This is a genomic window from Pseudobacteroides cellulosolvens ATCC 35603 = DSM 2933, from assembly GCF_001262605.1.
GTDB classification, from domain to species: domain Bacteria; phylum Bacillota; class Clostridia; order Acetivibrionales; family DSM-2933; genus Pseudobacteroides; species Pseudobacteroides cellulosolvens.
In genome coordinates this window covers 1879898-1903584 of record NZ_LGTC01000001.1, presented here as the reverse complement: position 1 = coordinate 1903584, position 23687 = coordinate 1879898, and the positions used below count along the sequence as shown (strand labels likewise).

At 33.2% G+C, this 23687-nt stretch carries 18 protein-coding genes and 1 pseudogene; 16 read left to right on the top strand and 3 right to left on the bottom strand.

From position 1 onward, the window contains the following. Nucleotides 1-2 precede the first annotated feature (2 nt). Complete coding sequence (locus Bccel_RS07845) at nucleotides 3-2513, bottom strand: MBL fold metallo-hydrolase (RefSeq protein WP_036941424.1); 2511 nt, start codon at nucleotides 2511-2513, stop codon at nucleotides 3-5. Nucleotides 2514-2762: 249 nt separating this feature from the next. Here Bccel_RS07845 and Bccel_RS07840 point away from each other — a divergent pair, with 249 nt between their 5' ends. The 15 genes and pseudogenes from Bccel_RS07840 (at nucleotide 2763) to galE (ending at nucleotide 18265) form a co-directional block, all read left to right on the top strand. Then, the gene (locus tag Bccel_RS07840; protein ID WP_036941426.1) at nucleotides 2763-3236 is read left to right on the top strand and encodes a hypothetical protein; all 474 of its coding nucleotides are present in this window, start codon (nucleotides 2763-2765) and stop codon (nucleotides 3234-3236) included. A gap of 148 nt (nucleotides 3237-3384) precedes the next feature. After that, complete coding sequence (locus tag Bccel_RS07835; protein ID WP_036941428.1) at nucleotides 3385-3831, top strand: staygreen family protein; 447 nt, start codon at nucleotides 3385-3387, stop codon at nucleotides 3829-3831. Between the two features lie 383 nt (nucleotides 3832-4214). Then, nucleotides 4215-4696: pseudogene (loaP, locus tag Bccel_RS07830) on the top strand (antiterminator LoaP). A gap of 393 nt (nucleotides 4697-5089) precedes the next feature. After that, on the top strand, nucleotides 5090-6151 hold the full coding sequence (locus Bccel_RS07825) for a DegT/DnrJ/EryC1/StrS family aminotransferase (protein ID WP_476748354.1): 1062 nt from the start codon (nucleotides 5090-5092) through the stop codon (nucleotides 6149-6151). Next, entirely contained in the window at nucleotides 6152-7390 is a 1239-nt protein-coding gene (locus tag Bccel_RS32810) for a GNAT family N-acetyltransferase (RefSeq protein WP_081926906.1), read from the top strand. Beyond that, nucleotides 7378-7716: a hypothetical protein gene (locus Bccel_RS07815; RefSeq protein ID WP_050753255.1), complete on the top strand. Its 339-nt coding sequence runs from the start codon at nucleotides 7378-7380 to the stop codon at nucleotides 7714-7716. Before Bccel_RS32810 ends, Bccel_RS07815 begins: the two co-directional genes overlap by 13 nt. Next, on the top strand, nucleotides 7716-8471 hold the full coding sequence (locus Bccel_RS07810; RefSeq protein WP_050753254.1) for an aspartate aminotransferase family protein: 756 nt from the start codon (nucleotides 7716-7718) through the stop codon (nucleotides 8469-8471). Before Bccel_RS07815 ends, Bccel_RS07810 begins: the two co-directional genes overlap by 1 nt. Next, on the top strand, nucleotides 8468-9454 hold the full coding sequence (locus Bccel_RS07805; protein ID WP_036941433.1) for a GNAT family N-acetyltransferase: 987 nt from the start codon (nucleotides 8468-8470) through the stop codon (nucleotides 9452-9454). Before Bccel_RS07810 ends, Bccel_RS07805 begins: the two co-directional genes overlap by 4 nt. Before the next feature lie 72 nt (nucleotides 9455-9526). Continuing rightward, complete coding sequence (locus tag Bccel_RS07800) at nucleotides 9527-10729, top strand: glycosyltransferase family 4 protein (protein ID WP_036941435.1); 1203 nt, start codon at nucleotides 9527-9529, stop codon at nucleotides 10727-10729. A 111-nt stretch (nucleotides 10730-10840) separates the two neighbouring features. Then, nucleotides 10841-11977, top strand: coding sequence for a glycosyltransferase (locus Bccel_RS07795; protein WP_036941436.1), 1137 nt, complete (start codon nucleotides 10841-10843; stop codon nucleotides 11975-11977). A gap of 265 nt (nucleotides 11978-12242) precedes the next feature. After that, the gene (locus tag Bccel_RS07790; protein WP_036941439.1) at nucleotides 12243-13352 is read left to right on the top strand and encodes a glycosyltransferase family 1 protein; all 1110 of its coding nucleotides are present in this window, start codon (nucleotides 12243-12245) and stop codon (nucleotides 13350-13352) included. Between the two features lie 31 nt (nucleotides 13353-13383). Then, nucleotides 13384-14823, top strand: coding sequence for a hypothetical protein (locus Bccel_RS07785; protein WP_036941440.1), 1440 nt, complete (start codon nucleotides 13384-13386; stop codon nucleotides 14821-14823). Continuing rightward, a complete protein-coding gene (locus Bccel_RS32025; RefSeq protein WP_276326148.1) occupies nucleotides 14820-15386 on the top strand; it encodes an acyltransferase in 567 nt (188 codons plus the stop codon). Before Bccel_RS07785 ends, Bccel_RS32025 begins: the two co-directional genes overlap by 4 nt. Nucleotides 15387-15597: 211 nt before the next feature. Continuing rightward, nucleotides 15598-17127 carry a murein biosynthesis integral membrane protein MurJ gene (gene murJ, locus Bccel_RS07775; protein ID WP_242853118.1) on the top strand — a complete coding sequence of 510 codons (1530 nt, stop codon included), beginning with the start codon at nucleotides 15598-15600 and terminating at the stop codon, nucleotides 17125-17127. A 121-nt stretch (nucleotides 17128-17248) separates the two neighbouring features. Next, entirely contained in the window at nucleotides 17249-18265 is a 1017-nt protein-coding gene (gene galE, locus Bccel_RS07770; protein WP_036941445.1) for a UDP-glucose 4-epimerase GalE, read from the top strand. A 295-nt stretch (nucleotides 18266-18560) separates the two neighbouring features. Here the strand turns inward: galE and Bccel_RS30175 are convergent, their stop codons facing one another. Both Bccel_RS30175 and Bccel_RS32520 read right to left on the bottom strand, forming a co-directional pair. Next, entirely contained in the window at nucleotides 18561-20969 is a 2409-nt protein-coding gene (locus Bccel_RS30175) for an endo-1,4-beta-xylanase (protein WP_082225131.1), read from the bottom strand. 405 nt (nucleotides 20970-21374) lie between these two features. Next, the gene (locus Bccel_RS32520; RefSeq protein ID WP_152965956.1) at nucleotides 21375-21602 is read right to left on the bottom strand and encodes an insulinase family protein; all 228 of its coding nucleotides are present in this window, start codon (nucleotides 21600-21602) and stop codon (nucleotides 21375-21377) included. Between the two features lie 242 nt (nucleotides 21603-21844). On the opposite strand from Bccel_RS32520, the gene cooS reads away from it, so the two are divergent. Then, nucleotides 21845-23602, top strand: coding sequence for an anaerobic carbon-monoxide dehydrogenase catalytic subunit (cooS, locus tag Bccel_RS07755; RefSeq protein ID WP_409372127.1), 1758 nt, complete (start codon nucleotides 21845-21847; stop codon nucleotides 23600-23602). Nucleotides 23603-23687: the final 85 nt, after the last annotated feature.

Genomic DNA, 23687 nt, shown 5'->3' with positions numbered 1-23687 from the left:
TTTTAATTGTTATTAATAATCAACGTCATGCCAATTTTATCCCAAAACTCATTTTTTATGGTTTGTGCCATGTCTGGCTCGATAGAACTGACAACAGCCTTGATAACCATTTCTTTGGGTAGGTATGCAAGATTTTTTTTGAGTTGGATACCCTTTTCTGCAAACAATCTTGTGCCTATATTGAATATTTCATTTTGGTTCGGTGTGGGATTTATTCTCAAACTCCACATCACCCTGCTTTCCAATTCATCTATCAATGAACGGTATTTTTCTCCAATAGCAGGGGAAATGAAAGATAGTTCTATAGAGCCTACGCCGTCTATGGACTTGATGCTTTTTCTGTAAATCTTGTCGGGTTTATCCTGGAAAGCTTCATCAATCAAGGAAAGTGCTTGATTTTGCTCCATCTGGAAATCATATTTCCTAACCGGAATGTGTACTGAAGTTGTTTTTTGGCCTGGTGTTATCAAATCCAGGTTAATACCTGAGGTGTTTAGAAATTCACCGGATAATTTTTGTTTGGTTTCTTCGTTGATTTCGGCACTCAATGCGGCTTTTATGAGGTTTTCATTCCTGTAGTATGAGACAGATCCTGTTAATTCTGTATTGGAAGGAAGTAATGAGGTTATCAAATTCTGAACAGCCAAAAGATTGCAGTCTTCATTGGTTTCAACCTTCCAACCGGATATTTCTTCAAATGATTTTATTTCATTTTCATATTTTTTAGAAGCAACCTGAGGAAAATTAAAGTAAATGAGAGCTGTTTTTTCGTCAAAGCGGGCACCTTTTTTGTAAATACCTGCCTCCTGAGGGAAATGTGTATCTATTAGTGAGAGCATGGAGTTTGATTCCATTGGCCCCTTTTGATCAATTGATGCGATTATATCCTCTTCAATTGCGTGAAACATAAACGGGTACTTTAAACCTGCTTCAAAAAATGGAGAGGTATTTATAAGAATAATGAGTTTATTAACCTCTTCTTCTTTGATTTCCCGTCCTGACCAGATAAAGAAAATTTCTTCAATTGTAAACGCTCTACTATTACCATACGTTTTTATGATATAATGCCATAAATCTTTTATATTATCATTAGTAAGTGCTTCTGATTTTTTCAATGAACCCAGCTCAGTCTTTGTTAATTGTTTTCTGGGGTTAGTGAGGTTTATTTCATATATATCGCTGTTTGCTGGTGCATATATCCGTCCTTGGTACTCTTTTTGCACGTCATTTGCAAGTGAAGAAGTAATTTCCCTATTTCCATGTACGAAATATACCTTTTTTGCACTTAAGGAATGGGTGAGTGAAATTATTCCGGTTTTATCCGCATGGGCAGAAAGGCCGAATTTTCCTATACCACATTTAACAGGTACATTTGATTCACCCAGTTTTAAAAACCTTTCAGAGTCAATTGTATTATCAGATAGTTCCAATAGCTGCCTTCCGGGTGATTCTTCATCCTGGTAGCCTGTAATGGCTATGAAATTTCCTTCAAAAGGAGCAAGCTTTTCGGCATACCACTGGCTTGGGCCTCCTGAGAGCATACCTGAACTGGAAATAATACAACAGGGCTCCATGGAATTTACTATTTCTTCACGTTGTTGCTTGTTTGATACTGCTATAACATTATCGTCAAAAAAGATATCGGTTCCCTTGAATATTTTTTTGGAAAGCTGTCTTTTAAGATAATTGGGGTTAAGTTTATATACTCGGCAAATGTCATTGACCATACCGTCGGTATAAATTCTAAAAGGAGGAAGAACGCCTTTGTTTATAGCGGATTTGAGTATTAAAATCACTTCCTGGGCTCTCCCGAGTGCAAAAGCAGGAATTAATATCTTTTTACCTTCTTTTATTATTTCTCCAACTTTTTCAACAAGCTTTCTTTCTTCTGTTTCCCTGCTGGAGTGAAGCCTGTCTCCATAAGTGGATTCTATGACGGCGATATCGGGGCGAAGCTTTGGGAATGAAGCTTTTTCAACTGTCTTTTGAGGCTGTAGCGAAAAGTCTCCACTGTAGAAAAAAGAACCTTCTTTGCCGCTTATATATACTGAGGCAGCTCCTGCGACATGGCTTGCATTGTAAAATGTAATTGTCACATCATTATCAAAAGGCCTGAAGGTAAAACCCGGCGAAAAACACAGTATCCTGTCAAGCATATTTTTCACATGAACTTCAGCAAAAATGGGTATTTCAGTTTCACGGTACTCCATAATTTTCAAGCTGTCGTATAACAGAACACGAACAAGATCTTTGGTTGCATGGGTCATGCATATTTTAGCTTCAGGGTATTCTCTGCTGAGTACCGGAAGGCTTCCAGTATGGTCCATATGAGCGTGGCTTATTACAATGGCATCAGCACCGCCGTTTTCCTGGATTATACTGAGATCAGGCAGGTATTCCTTTGAACCACCCATTCTCATTCCACAGTCCAGAACTATATTTTTACCGTCCAAATTTAAAAGAATACAGCTTGCACCAACCTCTTGTGCACCGCCGCAAAATCCAAGTTTCATCAAATTCGCCTCCGGAAGTTATTTTAAGGCACGGTGATACTTTTTTCAAGGGGGAATTAAGAAATGACTAAAATATTACTAAAAATATTAGGGTATGGCTTTTTTATTGAAGTAATATTGTAATTTTTAATCATGTCTTAACATAAAAGTAAATTTGTGCCAGAATCTTAATGAATTCACGCAAATACAATTGTGATTGTAGATTAAAATATTATTTAAATGGTGATGATAATTATCAAGGTTATTGAAATGTACATAAAAACAATTGGAAACAGGCAAAAACTGTATGATGTTTTTTGGCCGATATGGATTATAATTCTTTTTCCGCCTTTCTTATTTATATCAATGATTGTTAATTATGTAATTGATAGTGTTGTTATAGGAGCAGTTCTTATAGCTACTAAAGCCCAAATTGAGTGGAAGAAATGTATTATTCCGATATCAAAAGCTTGGTTTATAGGCATTTTAATTGATGTCCTTGCTTCCATTTCACTACTTATACTTGAAGAATCAAATGTAATAAATACTTTTAACCCTCTTTCATGTCTGTCAATAGTAGTTTTTTCCGGAATATTAATTGGATTATATAATTTTAAACTATTTAAAAAACAAGGATTAGAAAAAAGAATTTATATAAAAACTGCAATCGCTATGGGAATACTAACTGCACCTTGGTTAATATTGCTTCCAAAAGAATTACAAGCAGCAATAACAGGTAAATAAGTTAATCAAAAGACACTAATTCACAAATTCAACAATATAATAGTATAAAAGAGTCAATGTAACTATTTAAGGATAATTTGAATGAGTTTGATTTTGTGATTATTAGGATGCTGTATTTTCTGACAGCTTCCGCACAAGGAGGTTAATTGTGAGAAGATTAAACCCTGAAAAGCTGTATGTTGAATTCAGACCTGGTGTTACAATTACTGAGCCAATAGTAGGCCGTAAGTATACATTAACCCACTCGGACATGACAGCAGACCTTTTTCTTACCATAGGTCTCCAGTTTGCATATGAGAAGATCAATACCATGAGAGATGAGGTGCTTGCAGAATGGAGAACGAACAATGGATTTCCATTTCTATTTGTATACGTTTATGTAGATGGCCAATTTGGTCCAACAGTATCTGCTGTACGTAATGCAATTTTTAGGCGTGAGCTGCCATTAGCATTGGAAGCTGTTAGGTATGGGGATAGAAGATTTTTTGATGCATATCCGGTTTTAGACAATGCACCCATATGGATAAATTTTGACTCAACAAACTCTGAGTTTAATCGGTTTGAAAACTGGGGTACTCCAAATGATTATAAATAATGCGTTTTATGGATTGATCTTTTCTATGCTGAGTTAATGGGGTTTAACTCTGTATAGTTATACAGAAATCATAACTCAAATTAATCCTCTATATATCATACATTCATAAAATTACTTTGAATAAGAATTACACTTTCCTACTTTAATTAAAACAGCTATTGTTAGGGAAAAAATCAATTAAATTTGGAAATTTATACGAGATGTCCAATTCCAAAATCATTCACATATTTTTTAAAATTGAATATCATGTTATTGTCGAGTATATAAACATTCCTTTTATTGTATTAGGTTAGCAATAATTTAAGATCTTCCCCTATAAACTTTTGGGAGTGATTGGGTTGAATGATATTAATACATGTAACAACTGGTATGCACTTTTTGTTATGACAGGGAAGGAAGATATATTAAAGGAAAGACTTCAGTATAGACTAAGGGAGAAAAATCTAAGGGTAATTGTACCTAAAAGACGGCTAAGAGAAAAAAAAACGGTATTTGGGAATATAAGCTAAGACCTTTATTTCCTGGATATATATTGTTGAATGGCTATTTGGGACCGGATGAATATTATTTGTTAAAAGATATACCTGATCTGATCAAGGTCTTAAAGGATGACTGTGAGCCGTATATAATTAACCAAAACGAGATAAATATCATTGGCAAGCTTATTTCCAATAAAGGTATAATTGAGCCTTCACATATAAGACTAAACGAAGGAAAAGTAGTTGTGATCGATGGGCCTCTTTTAGGAATGGAGGGTTTGATTGAAAAACTGGACAAGAGAAAAGGAAGAGTAAAACTAAGAGTAAATTTTATGAGTGAATCTAGACTGATTGAACTGTCAGTTTCTATGGTTGAACCCATTTAAAAAATCGGATCTTTATGCTTTAAGTTTCGGCTTAGCTTGAAGTGAAGAGGTTATATTGACGATATTGCTGCATACCGTATTGTGTTTAGGATAAGGCGTTAGGCTGTAGGGTTTGTATTTTACCACCTGAAGCCATATAAGATGTTTGTACATGCAATTGCATTTACAGGGTTGTATAGGAAAGTAAAGCAATTATAAAAAATCATACAGTTATTTATGTTAAAAGATACAGAGGGATTAAGAAAAATGATTTTATTTTCTTAGTTCCTTTTACATTTATGAGAAGTAATATTTTTAAAATATTTCCGTAAGAATTTGTTTTGAAAAGGAGTAATAGTAATGGCTGAGAAGATTTGGTTGGCGTCCCCTCATATGAGTGAAGAGGGCTATGAGATGGCGTATATTAAGGAGGCATTTGATACAAATTGGGTAGCTCCACTTGGACCAAATGTTACTGAATTTGAAAACGAATTAGCGGCTAAGGTAGGTGCCAAAGCAGCCTCAGCAACAACAACCGGAACTGCTGCGATTCATCTTGCACTTAAGTTAGTTGGGGTAAAAGAGGGGGATATCGTTCTATGTCAATCGTTGACTTTCTCAGCTTCAGCAAATCCGATTATTTATGAGAAAGCTACTCCGGTCTTTGTAGATAGTGATTTTGTTACCTGGAATATGGATCCATTACTATTAGAACAGGCTTTAATAAAATATGGAGATCGTGTGAAGGCAGTAATAGTGGTTCACCTTTATGGTCTGGCAGCGGATATGGATAAAATTGTTGAACTTTGTAATAAGTACAACGTAGTGCTTATAGAAGATGCCGCAGAATCACTTGGAACTTATTATAAAGGCAAACATACCGGAACATTCGGTGAGTTTGGTGTGTTTAGCTTTAATGGCAATAAGATTATAACTACCTCAGGTGGTGGTATGCTTGTTTCTGATAACGAAGAGAAGATTGCTAAAACCAGGTTCTGGGCAACACAAGCCAGGGACCAAGCAAGGCACTATCAGCATAGCGAATTAGGGTTTAATTACCGTATGAGCAATGTTGTGGCCGGTATTGGTAGAGGACAGCTTAAAGTATTGGAACAGAGAGTAGCTAAGAAGAAGTACATCTTTAAATATTATAAGAGAGAATTATGTTACCTTGAAGGTGTAGAATTTATGCCTATCAATGATTGGAATGAGCCCAACTATTGGTTAAGTGTCATGACTTTAAATGGCCAAGTGAGGCCTATTCAAATAATGGAAGCTTTAGAAACTGAGAATATCGAATCGCGGCCTGTATGGAAACCTATGCATATGCAGCCTTTCTTTGAGAAATATGATTATGTTGGTGGAGATGTGAGTGAAAAGTTATTTGAGAATGGTGTTTGCTTACCAAGTGATACGAAGATGACGGATGACGATTTAGAGAGAGTTTGTAAGATTACCAAGGGGTTGTGGAGATAGATGAAAACCGAAACTAAAAAAGGTGCAGTGCTATCAAGTAAAGAAGGTATTTATAAGAAATATATTAAAAGACCAATGGATTTTATTTTAGCTGGTATTGCTATTATTATTTTAGGTCCGGTCCTATTAACGGTAGCTATTCTTGTGAAAATTAAACTAGGTAGTCCGGTAATTTTTAAACAAGATAGGCCTGGAATTAATGAAAAAATATTTAAAATATATAAATTCAGGACAATGACTGATGAGAGAGATGAGAATGGAGAGTTATTACCTGATAGTGTAAGGCTTACTAAGTTTGGTAAGTTTTTGAGGTCAACATCTTTGGATGAACTCCCTGAACTTTGGAATATAGTTCGTGGAGATATGGCAATTGTAGGACCCAGGCCCTTGGCTACAATCTATCTACCATATTACAATGATATTGAACGACAACGTCATGATGTTAGACCAGGATTAACAGGTTTGGCCCAGATTAACGGAAGAAATACAATGATGTGGGAAGAGAGATTTGCTTATGACATTCAATACATAAATAAAATAACCTTCTGGGGTGATATAAAAATAATTTTTAAAACAATGCTAAAAGTTTTTAAGCAGGAGGGTGTATCAGTAAGAGGGACTGCTAGGGTAGAAGATTTTCATAAACATAGAATGGAACAAGAAAAAAGCACATTTCTAATTGATTACAGTTACACGAAGGGTGGTAATAAAATGCTTTTAATTGATGAAAATATAGTACTCCGTGCCATAGAAGAAAAAGATGCTAATTTTCTAAAAGATATGATTAACGATCCTGAATTAGAGAATATGGTTATCGGATGGTCATTACCTGTTTCTTCAAAAATCCAAGCTGAATGGATTAATAATCTAAATTCTGATGATATGAAATTTATTATAGAGGTAAATCTTATAGCAGTAGGAATGGCTTCCATAAGTTCATTTGATTTTAAAAATTCTGTTGCGAATTTAAATATTAAAATAAAGAGTGATGAATTTAGATGTAGGGGTATTGGAACCAGAACAATCAGAATTTTAATTAATTACTGTTTTGATGAATTGAACTTGAATTGTTTGACAGCCAATATATTGGAATACAATAATCCGTCTCAGAAGGTTTTTGAAAAGTGCGGATTTAAAAAGGATGGGGTTTTACGATCTAGAATTTACAAAAGAGGTAAATATCATAATGTACTATCCTATTCTTTGTTGCGAAGAGAGTATCAAAAATGCGAGAGATAGGTAGTGAGTTTTGGCTGGATAGTATCCCAAACGAAGGCACCATAAAATCACCAAGCTGGCTCAACTTGGGTAAAGATCATCGCCTTCTTTTTTCTGGGCGGACAGCAATTGATTATGTATTAAGAGATATCACTACAAAAGTTAAATCTGTATATTTTCCTTCTTATTGCTGTAGTTCGATGTTACAAGCATTTATTGATAAAGGTATACAAATTGATTTCTATAAGGTTATTTTTTCTAATGAAGGATTAGAGTATATAGTAGATTATGATAAATCATGTGATGTTTTTTTTCCACCAGTTATTTCGGATTTTCCAGCACAGTAATGGATTCAATAATTAAAGTATTCAAAAGCAAAGGTACAATTGTTATTGAAGATATAACCCATCGCTTATTAAGTGAACAACCATATTGTAATGAATCTGACTACAAAGTTGCGAGTCTAAGGAAGTGGTTTGCCATTCCTAGTGGTGGTTTGGCTGTAAAACAGAAAGGTAAGTTCTCCAGACAAACATTGAAGCTGCCGCTGTCATCAATAATAAATACTAAGATAAATGCTATGTCTAAAAAGGCAGAATATATTAAGGAATATGAGAAGAAAACGCTGATAAAAGAGAGTGGTAAGGAGAATTTTTCAGAAATGTACTCTCGATTTAATAAGAGTCTTTATCTTGATTATAAAAGTATTGAAATCGATGGAGTATCTAGAAGTATTTTATCTACAATTGATATATATACGATAAAAAAGAAACGTCGAGAAAATGCATCTTATATCCACAAGGCTGTAAAGAAATTTAATAATATAAAACCATTAATAAGCAATCATGATTTTACTAAAGATTGCCCGTTGTTTTTTCCCATAAGAGCAAGAAAAGATATAAGAGATGCACTTAAAAACTATTTGATAGCTAATAGAATGTATTGCCCAATTCATTGGCCTATTCCTAATGAATTTTGTCTTAGTACTGATACAAGCGATGTATATCAAGAAGAGTTATCTTTAATTTGTGACCAAAGATATGATTTGTATGATATGGAGAGGTTAGTAAATACGATAGGAGGGTTCTTCGGTACTATATGAATGATTTATATTTTGAATCATCTTACGGGAAGTTATATGAAAAAGTTGAAAATGGAGTTAGTGAAGTGTTTGAGTTTAAGAGTGACTATGGAATTGTAAGTCACATGTTTATTAAACGCCAGGTACCATTAAAAATAGATGAAAAAACCTACTATGACATTATAACTCCTTATGGATATGGTGGACCTATAATTGAGTGGTGCGAAGAAGGACGCAGGAAAGAGCTGGTAAATGACTTCTGTCTAGCGTTGAATCAGTATTGTAATAAGAATAATATCGTAAGCGAATTTGTAAGATTTCATCCAATAATCGGGAATGCACAAGATTTTATAGATTATTATGATGTGGAACATATTAGAAACACAATTGGAACTAATTTAGAGCAATACGGTGACCCTTTTCAATCAGAGTTTTCTAAATCGTGTCGTAAGAATATAAAAAAAGCATTAAGAAACGGGGTTAGTTTTGAAATAATTGAAAAACCAAGTGATGTGGACGATTTTATTAAAGTTTATTACTCAACAATGAAACGAAATAAAGCAGATGATTATTATTACTTTGATGAAGAATATTTTAAGCATTGCATTGAGTTGTTTGGCAAGAATATTGTACTGGTTAAAGCAATTTACAAAGAACTTACCATTGCTATGGGGTTCTATTTTATCTACGACAAAACAATTCATATTCACTTGTCAGGTACACTTAACGAGTTTCTTTATCTGTCGCCTGCATACATACTGAGATATGCAATTACCATATGGGGAAAAGAAAAAGGGTATAAGTTAATTCATCATGGTGGTGGCAGAAGCAATGATATTGATGATAGTTTGTATTTATTTAAAAAGCAGTTTGGTTGTAACACTGAATTTAGATTTTATATTGGAAAAAAAATATGGAACGAAGAAATTAATTCTAGGTTATGTGAAATCGTGGGGGCTGATAGAAACTCAAAGTTCTTTCCGGCATATAGGGTAAGACGCTAACTATATAAATAAGTGATAATAACTTAATTTTTTAAACAAGGAACAATTATATTTTTTATGTAGGTGAGTGGATTGAAAGATATATTAATTATCGCACATTTTACTCAGATACCAGGTGAATATGGTAATGGGAGATTTAATTATATTGCAGAAAAAATTGACAAAAGTGATGCATGTGTTGAATTAGTTACATCTAGCTTTTCACATAGGACTAAAACGCAGAGAATTATTACGAAACATCAGATTAATGATATTAGCTATAAGCTTACCATGCTTTACGAGCCTGGATATTCAAAAAATATATCCATTGAGCGTTTTTACAGTCATTATATTATGGGTAAAAGCTTAAAAGATTATCTGGCTACAAGAAAAAAGCCTGATGTTATTTATTGTGCAGTTCCTTCACTCGATGTTGCTAAAGTAGCAACCAAGTATGCTAAAAAGAATAATATAAGACTGATTATTGATGTTCAGGATTTATGGCCGGAAGCATTTAAAATGGTTTTTAATATTCCGTTGATTAGTAATATTATATTATGGCCTATAAAAAAGAAAGCTGAATATATTTATAGAAACGCTGATGATATTGTTGCAGTATCTCAAACTTATGTAGATAGAGCAATAAAGGTAAATAAGAAGTGTAAAAAGGGCCATGCTGTTTTTTTAGGGACAGAGTTGTCATATTTTGATAATTTAGCGAAAGAAAATAAGGCTTTGAATAAGGTAGAAGGTGAAATTAGGCTTGTTTATATCGGGACATTGGGACATAGCTATAATTTAACAAATGTTATGGATGCGTTGAAATTAGTTAAGGAAAAAGGAATTAGTAATATAAAGTTTATAGTGATAGGTGATGGGCCATTAAAATCAAAGTTTCAGAACTATGCAAAGGAAAAAAACGTAGATGTTGAATTTTGTGGGAGGTTGGATTATGGAAAAATGGTAAGTATGTTGTTGTCATGCGATATAGCTGTAAATCCTATTAAAAATGGATCTGCCGGAAGCATTATTAATAAAGTTGGCGATTATGCTGCAGCGGGCCTGCCTGTGTTAAATACACAGGAAAGTTCGGAATATAGAGGCTTGGTTAATAAATATAAAATAGGATTAAATTGCAAGAATGATCCTAATGATTTGGCTAAAAAGCTATTAGTGTTGTACAGCAGAAACCAATTAAGAAAAAAGATGGGCTATAACAATCGTAGGTTAGCTGATATGAAGTTTGATCGTAAATATACTTATTCGATAATTGTAGAATTAATTAAACTCAGATAGTTTATGAAATGAAGAAAAATCAAATATTTTATATTTTTTTATTATATGTTCAATAGGAGCAATTGTATAAATAATGCTATTATATCTAGAATGTGTTGAAAGGGCCTGCTTATGGTTATATTACATATTGCACCACTAAGTTTTAATAAATCTTCTGGAGTATCAGTAGTTGTTCCAAATATAGTAAGTAACCAGAATAAAATAGATGGGATAAATTCAGCCTTAATAATTAGTAAAAAGCTAGATTTGAAAACTCTGGAAGTAGAAAGAAAAAAATGGGACTTCAGTATTTATGATTATTCCAATTTCAATTCATTTGACTTGGATAAACTAGACAAGCCTTTTAATAAGCCTGATATAGTAATATTTCATAGTACATATATTCCAGCTCATTTAAGAATGTCAAAACATCTTTTAAAGAGAGGTATTCCATATATTGTTGTTCCCCATGGTGGAATGACTAAATTTGCACAACAGCAAAAAAAGATAAAGAAAAAGTTAGGAAATATTCTTTTTTTAAATAAACTCATTAAAACATCAAAAGCTGTACAGTACTTATCCAATGGAGAAGCACAAAACTCTAATTTATGGAATAAAAACTTCTTTGTAGCTGGAAACGGTGTTGATTTACCAAATGTATTTAATACAGTTAAAGATTGTAGTAAAGATTCTATCAATATAAGTTATATAGGTAGGTTGGATATTCAGAATAAGGGTCTCGATTGTTTAGTAATGGCTAGCTCAATAATTAAGGAAGAACTATTAAAAAATAAGGTTGTTATTAATATATATGGTTCTGACTATAGAGGATGCAGAAAAATACTACAAAACTTAATATCGGATAACGGCTTAGAAAATATAGTTAAACTACATGGACCGGTATACGACAATGAAAAGCAAAGAGTACTAATAGGTACTGATATTTTTGTTCTGTTATCAAGGTCAGAGGGGCAGCCTATGTCAGTCTTGGAAGCACTTTCATTTGGTATACCCTGTCTTTTAACGCCGGGTACTAATTTAGCTGAAGAGGTTGAAAATTATAAATGTGGATGGAAGGTAGCTATTGATCCTAAAGATGTTGCAGCCAGGTTGCAATTAATTATTAAAGATATCAATATGACAGACTTGTATAGGGTGAATGCACGGGAATTTATTAATAAATATTATTCCTGGAATAGTGTAACAGGAACTACATTGTTACAATATAAAAAGGTAATAGAGGGTTTAGCTTTTTCTGTGGAAATTTAGGATATTACTTAGTCGATTTCAAAAATTTCCTTGGTCAATTCTTAATGGTGAAAAGTACTAAATTCAATATTTTTGAAATCGCCAGTTGACCAGTTATTTTTTAGGAATCACCTTAAACAGTATTTAATTAAGGCATGTTCCAAATATAACTTCCCGAATAATTTCTCTTTCTAAGTTAACTTAACTCGTGAACACACACTCAAAACGGTAAGTAATATTTCAATCATGTCTAATATAATATGGGTCAATAAAAAAGAGGTGCACCATGATTAGGGTACTACATGTATTAGGTAAGATGAATATGGCAGGAATAGAAACGTTTATAATGAACATATATAGAAATCTAGATCGTAATAAGGTTCAATTCGATTTTTTTGTACATTCAAAAACTCCTGGGGATTACGACGATGAAATAAAGGCTTTAGGTGGATATATATTTTATATTACACCCAGAGGAAAAAGTTTGAGACAAAATAAAAAAGATTTAGATGATTTTTTTAAAAATAATCCAGAGTATCAAATAGTCCATCAGCATGTTAGTTCATTAAGCTATATTAAGCCGTTACAAATGGCTAAAAAAAACGGCGTAAAAACTCGTATTATACATGCACATAGTACAAGAGCGGAAAATAAAATGCATCACATTTTACATAAGATTAACAGTATTTCAATTCATAAAACTGCAACTCACTACTTTACATGTTCTGATATTGCTGGAAAATGGCTATATGGAAAGTCCCAAGTACCAATGAATAAAGTAATGCATATAAATAATGCAATAGATATAAGTAAGTTTGTCTTTAATAATAATATAAGGCAAAAGGTTAGACAAGAGTATCAGTTAACAAATAAGTTTGTAATTGGTCATGTAGGTAGATTTGATTCGGCAAAGAATCATGACTTTGTAGTTGATATATTTCATGAAGTACATAAAAAGAATAAAAATTCTATATTAATGCTAGTTGGAAAAGGTAATTTAAGAAATATGATAATGCAAAAAGTAGAGGGACTGGGTCTTTCTAACAGCGTTAGGTTTATTGAAGGTAGCTTGGAGGTATATAGTTTGATGCAGGCTATGGATGTTTTTTTATTTCCATCGATTTTTGAGGGGTTAGGAATAGTTTTGGTAGAGGCCCAGGCAGCTGGCTTGAAATGTATTGTGTCAAACAATGTTCCTACAAAAATTAAGATGACACAAAACATTGAATTTGTTGCTCTGGAAGATAGTGCAAAATTCTGGGCGGACCAAGTTTTAAAATATGATAATGGTTATACGAGAGAAAATATGACACAGTGCATTAAGGATGCTGGATTTGACATTTATCAAGAATGTAGAAATCTTCAGGATTTTTACTTGAATCAACTTGGCAATTAAAAATGTTTATTAAAATAAGTGGGGTTAATCGATGAAAAAAATAAATATATTACAATTATATTTAATTGTATTTATAATACTATCGGGAATAGGTACCACCTTAGTTCTATTGAGAGATGACAGTATTCCGCCGTACTATTTCATGCTGCCCTATTTACCTATGTTCTTTACTATTGGCAGTATGATCTTTATCAATGTTTATATGAATTTACACAAAAGTATGATATTCCCTATTATAATAGGAACTTATTATATAAGAATGGTTATATCCCCAATGTTATTAAAATTAGCTTATTATGAGACATCTAATATAAATACTGATGTTTACGAAAATATGGATAAAGCTATTATTATGATGATATATGAATTTGTATTAGTTTTCGTAATTATTAGTATTCTGATCAAGAAATATTACACTAAAAACAATAGTACATTACTAGATCCCGAGTTTATAGTGAAAAAGTTTGAATTAGGCCATAATAAAATTTTAATTAGTCTATTACTGATATTTATTTTATCATGCTTTATAGTTTATCCGGAAATTAGATATAACTATAGATTTTTGATTTTAAGCTCTCAGGAAGATGTAAGAACGTGGACTATAAATTATCTAATGGCACGAAAACAAATTCCACCTTTAGTATTCTATTTGTCAACCTGGGCTATAGAAATATTAAGACCTATAATAGTACTTGGTATAATTCTATTTATTAGAAATCGTGTATCTGTGAAATCTAAGCCACCCTTTTATTGCTTATTCATTTCAACTATTATAATTGTATTGAACAGTTTAATATCAACGGATAATACAGCTTTAAACTTATTTTTAACAATATCTTTATTTTTTATCTTGCTCCTTTTATATCAGGATTACAAAAAAAGGATATTGGCACAATTGTTTGTCTTAATATCTTTTGTAGGGGGATTAGGATTATTTGCTATATCATCAAATGCAGGAACATCTAATGTATTCTATAACTTATCCAATACGATTCAAGCATATTTTGGAGGACCTGTAAATTTTGCAACAGCTTTATCAATTCATAAGAATAATGTATTAAGTGTATTTTTTGCTGATAATTTACAAGCCATACCATTGTTTAAAACATTCTTCGTAGATATGACCAATATAACATTGTTATTCAATCAGACGAGATCGATAAATTTTATGTATGTCAGCCAGATAATACCTGCTTCAGGGCAAGCATACTATTATTTTGGATATGTTTTATCACCGATATTTTCATGTTTAGCTGTATATCTAAGTATAAAAAATGAATATAAATCAAAAGTTGCAGATAATTTTACTAAAAAGTTTATCGGAAATTTTTTAGCCATTTTCATGGCATGTATACCTGTTTTATATAACTATACTATAGCTTTATCTGTAATTCTAACTTATGCTTTACCAATATATCTAATACTAAAATTTTTCCCAAGACAATCTAAAATAAGGGAGGATGTACGTTGAAACAATTTATAAAACAACTTATAAAAAAACTTATATATCGAATTAGGGGCGAAATATTGACTGAAAAATATATTAAAAATGGTATGATTGTGGGTAAAAATTTCAAAAGGATGATTGGCTGCGATTTAGACTATTCACATTGTTGGTTAATTAAAATTGGTGACAATGTTACTTTAGCCCCCAGGGTAACAATTTTAGCACATGATGCAAGCACTAAAATGTATATAGGTTATACAAAGATAGGTTTAACAACCATAGGAAACAATGTTTTTATAGGAGCGAATTCCACAATACTTCCTAATGTAAGAATAGGTGACAATATAATAATTGGAGCTAACAGTGTAGTAACAAAGGACATAGAAGATAATTCTGTAGTTGCAGGAAATCCTGCGAAAATTATATGTACAACCAGTGAATATATAAAAAGAAGCAAGGAAATGTTTGAACAGTCACCTAAATATGGTAGTGATTATACAATAAGAAATAAAAAGATTAATACTTTGATGAAAAGGCAAATGATAGTCGACTTAGATAAACAAATCGGTATTGGTTTTGTTGAATAGTATCTTGGAATGCTTTTTATATATGTTACGAAAAAGATTTTACATTAGCAAATGCAGTTGAATCACCTGCATTTGCATTATAAAATGAATTTTTCGCAACATATGAATCAAGTAAAATGTTTTGCAATAATTAAAAATGTAAAATGATTATTGCAAAACATATAGAAAGATACATTATCATAAAAGTATAGGAGGTAATGGGGAGGATTTGATGAAGAGGACAGCAATAATTTTAATGTTAATTACAATATTTTCAAAAGTATTTGGATTTGTAAGGGACATTACGCTTTCTTACTTTTATGGAGCATCAAATGTCAGTGATGCTTATTTAATTTCTCAAGTAATTCCGTTTGTTGTGTTTTCTTTTATAGGAACTGGAATAACCACAGGGTATATCCCTATGTATAGCAAAATTGAGCAAAATGAGGGTGTAATTGAAGGGAATAGATACACTAATAATCTAGTAAATATATTGATTGTTTTATGCACTTGCATCATTATTGCTGGCCTTATATTCACAAATCAAATTGTTAGGGTATTTGCTTCAGGGTTTGAAGGTGAGACATTGGCATTAGCTGTGCGGTTTACAAAAATAAGTCTATACGGGGTATATTTTACAGGTCTCATTTATGTTTTTACTGGATATCTTCATATTAAGGGAAACTATATTATACCTGCGTTAGTAGGGCTTCCTATGAACTTTTTTATTATTTTGTCAATTTTTGTGAGTTCTGCTTCAAGTGTACTGGTTTTGTCTATAGGGAGCCTTATTGCTACTATTGCTCAACTAATGCTTCTGATACCTTATGTTTATAGAAAAGGATATAGATACAAACTTGTCTTGGATATTAATGATAAGAATATTAGAAGTATGGCATATATTGCTCTGCCGGTTATTATTGGCGTGTCTGTAAATCAAATTAATATACTTGTTGATAGAACAATAGCATCTCAAATTGTAGTAGGCGGAATATCTGCATTAAATTATGCTAATAGACTTAATGAATTTATACAGGGGATATTTGTGCTTTCTATATCTACCGCTATCTATCCTATGATTTCTAGAATGGCTGCGGAGAATAACATGAAAGATTTTAAAAGATATCTGTCAGAATCAATCAATGGAATAAATTTATTGGTTATTCCATCAACAATTGGAGCGATGATATTTTCAGAGCAAATAATTACACTGTTATTTGGACGTGGAGCCTTTGATCAAGACGCGATAGTGTTAACATCTCAAGCATTATTCTTCTTTGCAGTAGGGATAGTGGGATTTGGGCTTAGAGAAATCCTTTCAAGGGCTTTTTATGCTTTACAAGATACCAAGGTTCCGATGATTAATGCTGCTATTGCACTAATGATGAATATTGTTTTGAATATAATACTTTCTAAATTCTTAGGTATAGGCGGACTTGCATTAGCAACAAGTATCTCAGCATTATTCTGCACAGGGTTATTATTTATAAGTTTAAGGAAGAAGATAGGTTCATTTGGTTTAAAAATTATAACCATTTCCTTTGTGAAAATATTATGTGCTTCATTGTTAATGGGTGTTATGGCAAAACTGGTTTATAATACTTTGATTGGGAAAATTTCTTCCAGTATTTTACTTATTGCTGCTATAGGGATCGGAGCTTTAGTGTATTTTATTATAATTTATTTTATGAAAATAGATGATGTAGATGTTATTGTTTCTACTATAAAAGGTAAAGTAAAAAAGCTGTTAAGGCATGATTGAAATATTACTTCCCGTTTTGAGCGTGTGTTCACGAGTTAAGTTAACACTAAAGTGAAATTATACGGGAAGTTATATTTGGGGCATGTCTAAATAAAAAGTAGTGAAAAAAGGGGAGAATGTCATGTCTATATTAATAACTGGTGGAGCAGGATATATAGGAAGCCACACATGTATTGAACTACTTGATTCAGGATATGATGTAATTGTAGTTGATAATTTTTTAAATAGTAAAAGAGAATCCTTAAATCGTGTACAACAAATAACCGATAAGAAGTTAACATTATATGAATTAGATCTATTAAATAGAGAAGACCTGGAAAATGTATTTGTTGAAAATACTTTTGATGCAGTTATTCACTTTGCAGGATTAAAGTCAGTGGGAGAGTCTATTCAAATACCTCTAAGGTACTATCATAATAACATTACTGGCACTCTAATTCTTTGTGAGTTAATGCAAAAATATAATGTAAGAAATATTGTGTTCAGTTCATCAGCAACTGTATATGGAATGACCAATATGTCTCCACTAACTGAAGATCTGCCACTGAGTGCGAATAACCCATACGGAAGCACAAAACTCATGATAGAACAAATATTAAAAGATGTATTTATGGCTGATAATTCCTGGAGTATAGCTCTTCTAAGATACTTTAATCCTATTGGAGCACATATAAGTGGAAGAATCGGTGAAGACCCAAATGGTATACCAAACAACTTAATGCCTTATATCACTCAAGTTGCTATTGGAAAAAGGGATAAGTTAAGTATATTTGGTAGTGATTATGATACCCATGACGGAACAGGTGTAAGAGATTATATCCATGTAGTAGATCTTGCAAAAGGTCATTTAAAAGCACTTGAAAGTGTTATGAACACAACAGGCGTTGAAGCTTATAACCTTGGAACAGGAGTAGGGTATAGCGTGCTTGATGTAGTTGATAACTTTGAAAAGGCAACAGGAAAAAAAATACCGTACATCCTGATTGATAGAAGGCCTGGAGATGTAGATGCTTGTTATGCAGATCCAACTAAAGCCAAGAAAGAACTGGGATGGGTTGCAGAAATGAGTCTTGAAGATATGTGTAGAGATTCATGGAGGTGGCAACTTAACAATCCTAATGGATATGAAGAGAAATAAAGTAGCTTCTGAGCAGTTCATATATGTTTGTGACTTTATAATAGAGAATAGGTTTTAAAGTACTGAAGCATGAAACGACGTCAATTTACTTCGAAGACTGTAAATACATGCCATGTGCAATCTGTGGAACATTTAATGCGACATGAGATGGACAAATACAATCGAGTTATGTGGTAAATCATCAAGGAAGCATCATGTAAATTATTGTGAACGGTATGTGCCGTGGTGTGAGAGGAGGGAATTAAAATAATTAATTCCCTCCCACTTGATTATCACATTTTTGAGATATTTGTCTTTATTTCATCAGTGCTTCTTTTAGTGAATTATACGCCGGCTTTGGATTTAAATTACTATCATAAATCAGACCTCTACCAGTTCCTGGGAAAGTTGATGGAATCCATGAAAACTTATCAGTAAAGCCCCAAACCACAAATGTTTTAACATTAGGGTTTCTCAAGGCAATTTCCATCAATGACTTGTAATTGTTTGCCTGTGTCTGGAAGCCGGTAGTTTGATTTTCTGAATCATTCATACGTATATCCAGCTCAGTAATGGATACCTGTAATCCGAGAGCTGCATACCTCTTGATATTTTGCTCTATAGCATTAAGCTGGGAAGCACTCATTCCATTGATAAAGTGACATTGGAATCCTACTCCGTCAATTGGAATTCCTCTTTCCTTCATGCTCTTAATCATATTATATGCTGTATTGGACTTGGCACCCATATCTTCAATATTATAATCATTATAGAAAAGAAGTGCATCAGGATCAGCTTTTCTTGCAGTCTGGAATGCAATGTCTATAAAATCATTACCTATTTTATTTGTCCACACACTTTTTCTAAGTCCATTACCACTATCATCACAAGCTTCATTGACAACGTCCCATTCTGCGATTTTTCCCTTAAAATGTTCCATGGTCTTGGTAATGTGGTTATTCATCGCTGAAATCAGTCCATCACGACTTCCACTCCAATTTCCCATCCATCCAGGAAGTTGAGAATGCCATACAAGAGTATGTCCACGTACTTTTTTATTGTTACTTAACGCATAGTTAACCAATTTATCGCCGTTTGTAAAGTTGAAATTATTTTGCGAAGGCTCTATAGCATTAACTTTCATTTCATTCTCAGCTACAACAATTCCAAATTCATTTTTTAGAATATTATCATAAGTTGAACCTGTTTGACCAGAGAACCATTGACTGTTAACACATGTACCAAATGTTATTCCCTTTGCCGCAGCCAATTGGTACAATGCAGTCCCCTTAGGTGATGGTATAGGCGTTGGTGTTACTTTGGTAGTTGTTGTTGTCGTTGTGGTAGTGCTGACTGTCTTATTAAAATTTGAAGCAATTATAATAACATCAGCCATGTTTATTGAACCGTCACTGTTCAAGTCATATGAAGCAACATATTTTCCATCTCCAGCCACTGAATTAAATTTAGTAGCCAATAGTATAACATCAGCCATGTTTATAACACCGTCATTATTGAGATCGCCTTTTAATGATGAACCTGAAGGTATAGTTGACGGTATAGTTGACGGTGGTGTTGAAGGTGATGTTCCACTTCCGAATGTAAACCAGTCAATGTTAACCGGGCCTGAGAATACCAGATACAAGTCATTTACTCCAGTAGCTTTACTTATATTGCATGACTGTTCCTCATATGTATCCCAGCTCCCTGTTGGTGCTACAGACAATGTACCTAAGAGGGTGCCGGTTGGGCTGCCTAATCTTAACTGTATATCTGTATTGCTTTCACCAGCAATACGAGCTTTAAATGATGTAGCTCCACTTCCAAAGTCCACATTTTTAAATACAAGATTATTACCGTTTTCAATATAACCAACACCGTTTCCATCACCAGTACCGATTTTTTCTATAGTTGATGAACTATAATCGTTGTAGTTTTCTGCTTCTATTGTATCAAAAGCACTTATCTTAGTTGTGCTTGATGTTGTTGGTCTTGTAGGCGTCGGACTTGGATTGCTTGTCGAGGATGACGGAGATGGACCGAAAGTAAGATTCATTTTAGTCATATCAGCTTTACCACTACTTTGATAACCCTCTACAACCATGGAAACTTCGTACATCTTGCCCATCTTCATTCCTTTGGCTTCCCATGCTTTAAAGTGTTCGCTGACACTTATGGTTCCGCTTGTTCTTTTAGATGTGCATATACTCCAATACTGCTGAAAAGTTGTATTATCACCCTTAATAGAAGGTCCTGTTCTCGAGTTTTGATAAACTTCATATGTACGCCCGTCAACAGTAATTGTTCCCTTCATTGGTATACCATTTCCTGGTGGCTTCCAGGTGCCATAACTATCTATGATGTAATATTCTACAAGGGGATCTTCCGTCCACCCATAGACAGCCATGTATGAATTGCCGTTTGGCTGGTAGTTACAGGCATAATCTATTGTTATACCATTATAATCCTGCCATGCTTTGGTCGAGCCGAGTTTCTTACCAGTACGGAATAATATATTATTGATATTACTCCATGAGCAACTGAATGTGCCGCCACCATTGAGCGTCATAGTACCAGTACCGTTGTCTTTCCAGTACTCGTAGTTATAACCGTCAATTGTGCCAGTAGCATTTGATGTAAGCGTTGTTGCTGCTTGTACGTTAACTGGAAATACGATGGTAAGACAAAATAAAAATGCAAGAATTACCATCAATTTTCTTTTCATTGTACACTCCTCCTTTTATAAATTTTTTGAAGAAATATGTCATATTATAAATGTATCATGTATTAAAAAATAAATCCATATTTACTTGTATAATAAAGTATAATTAAGGTGATTAGTATACTAACATTCAATGAAGATTCACCAAACTGAGTATATTAAACCATCAGGCTAACATCTTCTTTATTTTTCTTATAAGCAACCATTTGTGAAGGAAAAATAATTTTCCGATACATATCAAAAACCAATTTTTTGAATTGAACAGGTGATCCCTAACAAACTTTATATCCTCTAAAGTTATATTATTTACCCTACTTACCGATGATTGCAGATCATCTGCAAAATTCTTATCAAGAATTAACTCTATTTGATTGTACCAGTATGCAGCATATGTGTTGTTCTCCATCACTAAAAACGCTTTTTGATAAATCTCATTTTTTCCTTTTGTAAAAATTCTTCTGAATAATGCTCGTTTTTCAGTTTAGCTGAAATTTCTATTAAAGATTTAAGAATTTTGCGTAATTTATTAGGTCGAAGGGAGATGACAGTATCCATCATCCCAAAATTGTGGGATAGTGTTAAATTATTTGATAAGCTATATATCAGTCCCTGCTTTTCTCTTAGATGTTCAAACAATTATACTGTCTGTCTGACCCGAAACTTTGCAATCTTTCCAGGTCAAATAGCTGCGGAGTGCATAATGCACTTCTAAAAGTACAAAAAACCTTAATAAACGAAATATCTACTATAACTTTTCAAGATATTTTAGATAAAAAGTGTTAATAATCTTAGATTAAAAATAATAATTCGGGGTGAAAACCCCATTATTTTATGATTAATACTATACTAAAATGGTATACATTAAAGGAGGTTATGATATGAATGCATGTTCAAGCTGCAAATCCTGCTCCAATGGTCCTTGTAAAATAACTCCAAAATCTCCGCGTGGTGTATGCGGAGCTGATGCTCACACTATTGTAGCCAGAAATTTTTTAAGGGCAGTAGCTGCAGGCTCGGGATGCTACATACATATAGTAGAAAACACTGCTAGAAATTTAAAAAATACAGCCTTAAATAGAAAAACTATTAAAGGTCTAAATGCCTTGGATAGACTGGCTCAGGCATTTGATATAAAAGAGACGGATACTTATGAAAAAGCAATTAAAGTTGCTGATAAAGTGCTTTCTGATCTATATAAGCCATCATATGAAAAAATGGATTTGGTAGAAAAGATATCTTATTCACCTAGATATGATAAATGGAAAGAGCTTAACCTCATTCCCGGTGGAGCAAAATCTGAAGTATTTGATGCTGTCGTCAAAACATCAACCAATCTTAGCAGTGATGCTTCTGATATGCTGCTGCACAGTCTGAAACTTGGAATATCAACGGGTTTATACGGTCTTATGCTTACTAATATTTTAAACGATATAATTTTAGGTGAACCTGTCATAAGAAAAGCTCCTGTTGGATTTAGAGTTATAGATCCTGAATACATAAATATTATGATAACAGGTCACCAGCATTCCAATCTGGCTCATCTTCAGAAAGTACTTATAGAACATGATGTTGTTAAAAAAGCTAAAGCTATAGGTGCCAAAGGTTTTAAAATAGTGGGTTGTACCTGTGTTGGCCAGGACTTGCAGGTAAGGGGAGAGCATTATCAGGATATTTATTCAGGTCATGTAGGTAACAATTTTACCAGTGAAGCAGTTTTGGCAACGGGAGCTGTTGATCTTGTCATATCGGAGTTCAATTGTACCATTCCGGGAATTGAGCCAATAGCTAATGAATTTATGATTAAAATGATATGTATTGATGATGTTGCCAAAAAAACAAATGCAGAGCTATTGCCCTACAGGTATGAAGAGCGGGAACAGATAAGCGAGTATATCATTAATACTGCTATAGAAAGCTATAAGAGTCGTAGACAATCTGTAAAGATAAATTACCCAAAAGATCATGGTGACTCCAATGTAATAACTGGTTTAAGTGAAGTTTCTCTTAAAGATTTTCTGGGAGGAGACTGGTCAAAACTTATTGAACTTATTGTAAACGGTAAAATTAAGGGTATTGCAGGTGTTGTAGGATGTTCAAACCTTACTGCAAAAGGGCATGATGTATTTACAGTAGAACTTGTAAAAGAGCTCATCAAAAAGGATATTCTTGTTTTATCTGCAGGATGTTCAAGCGGTGCTCTTGAAAATGTAGGTCTCATGTCCCCTGATGCTGCACTACTTGCAGGTGATGGCTTACGTTCCGTATGCGAAACTTTGGGAATTCCTCCAGTTCTCAATTTTGGGCCATGTCTTGCTATCGGCAGGCTTGAAATTGTTGCATCTCAGATTGCAGAAGCAATAGGTGTTGATATTCCAAAGCTCCCATTAGTATTCTCTGCTCCTCAATGGCTTGAAGAGCAAGCACTGGCAGATGGTGCATTTGGCCTTTCCTTAGGAATTCCTTTACATCTGGCAATTCCGCCTTTTATAACAGGAAGTGATCTGGTTACAAAATTATTGACTGAGGACCTTAAAAACATAACAGGCGGGTACTTGATTTTAGATAGTGATGTTGAGAGTACTGCAAAAAAACTGGAAGATATCATTATGGAAAAAAGAAATGGATTAAAAATTTAAATTTAATATAGATGAAAAGTGAAAGTTGTAATAATTAAGTTAAAGAATGCTTTATTTGATAATGATAGGAAAAATATTAAGCAAG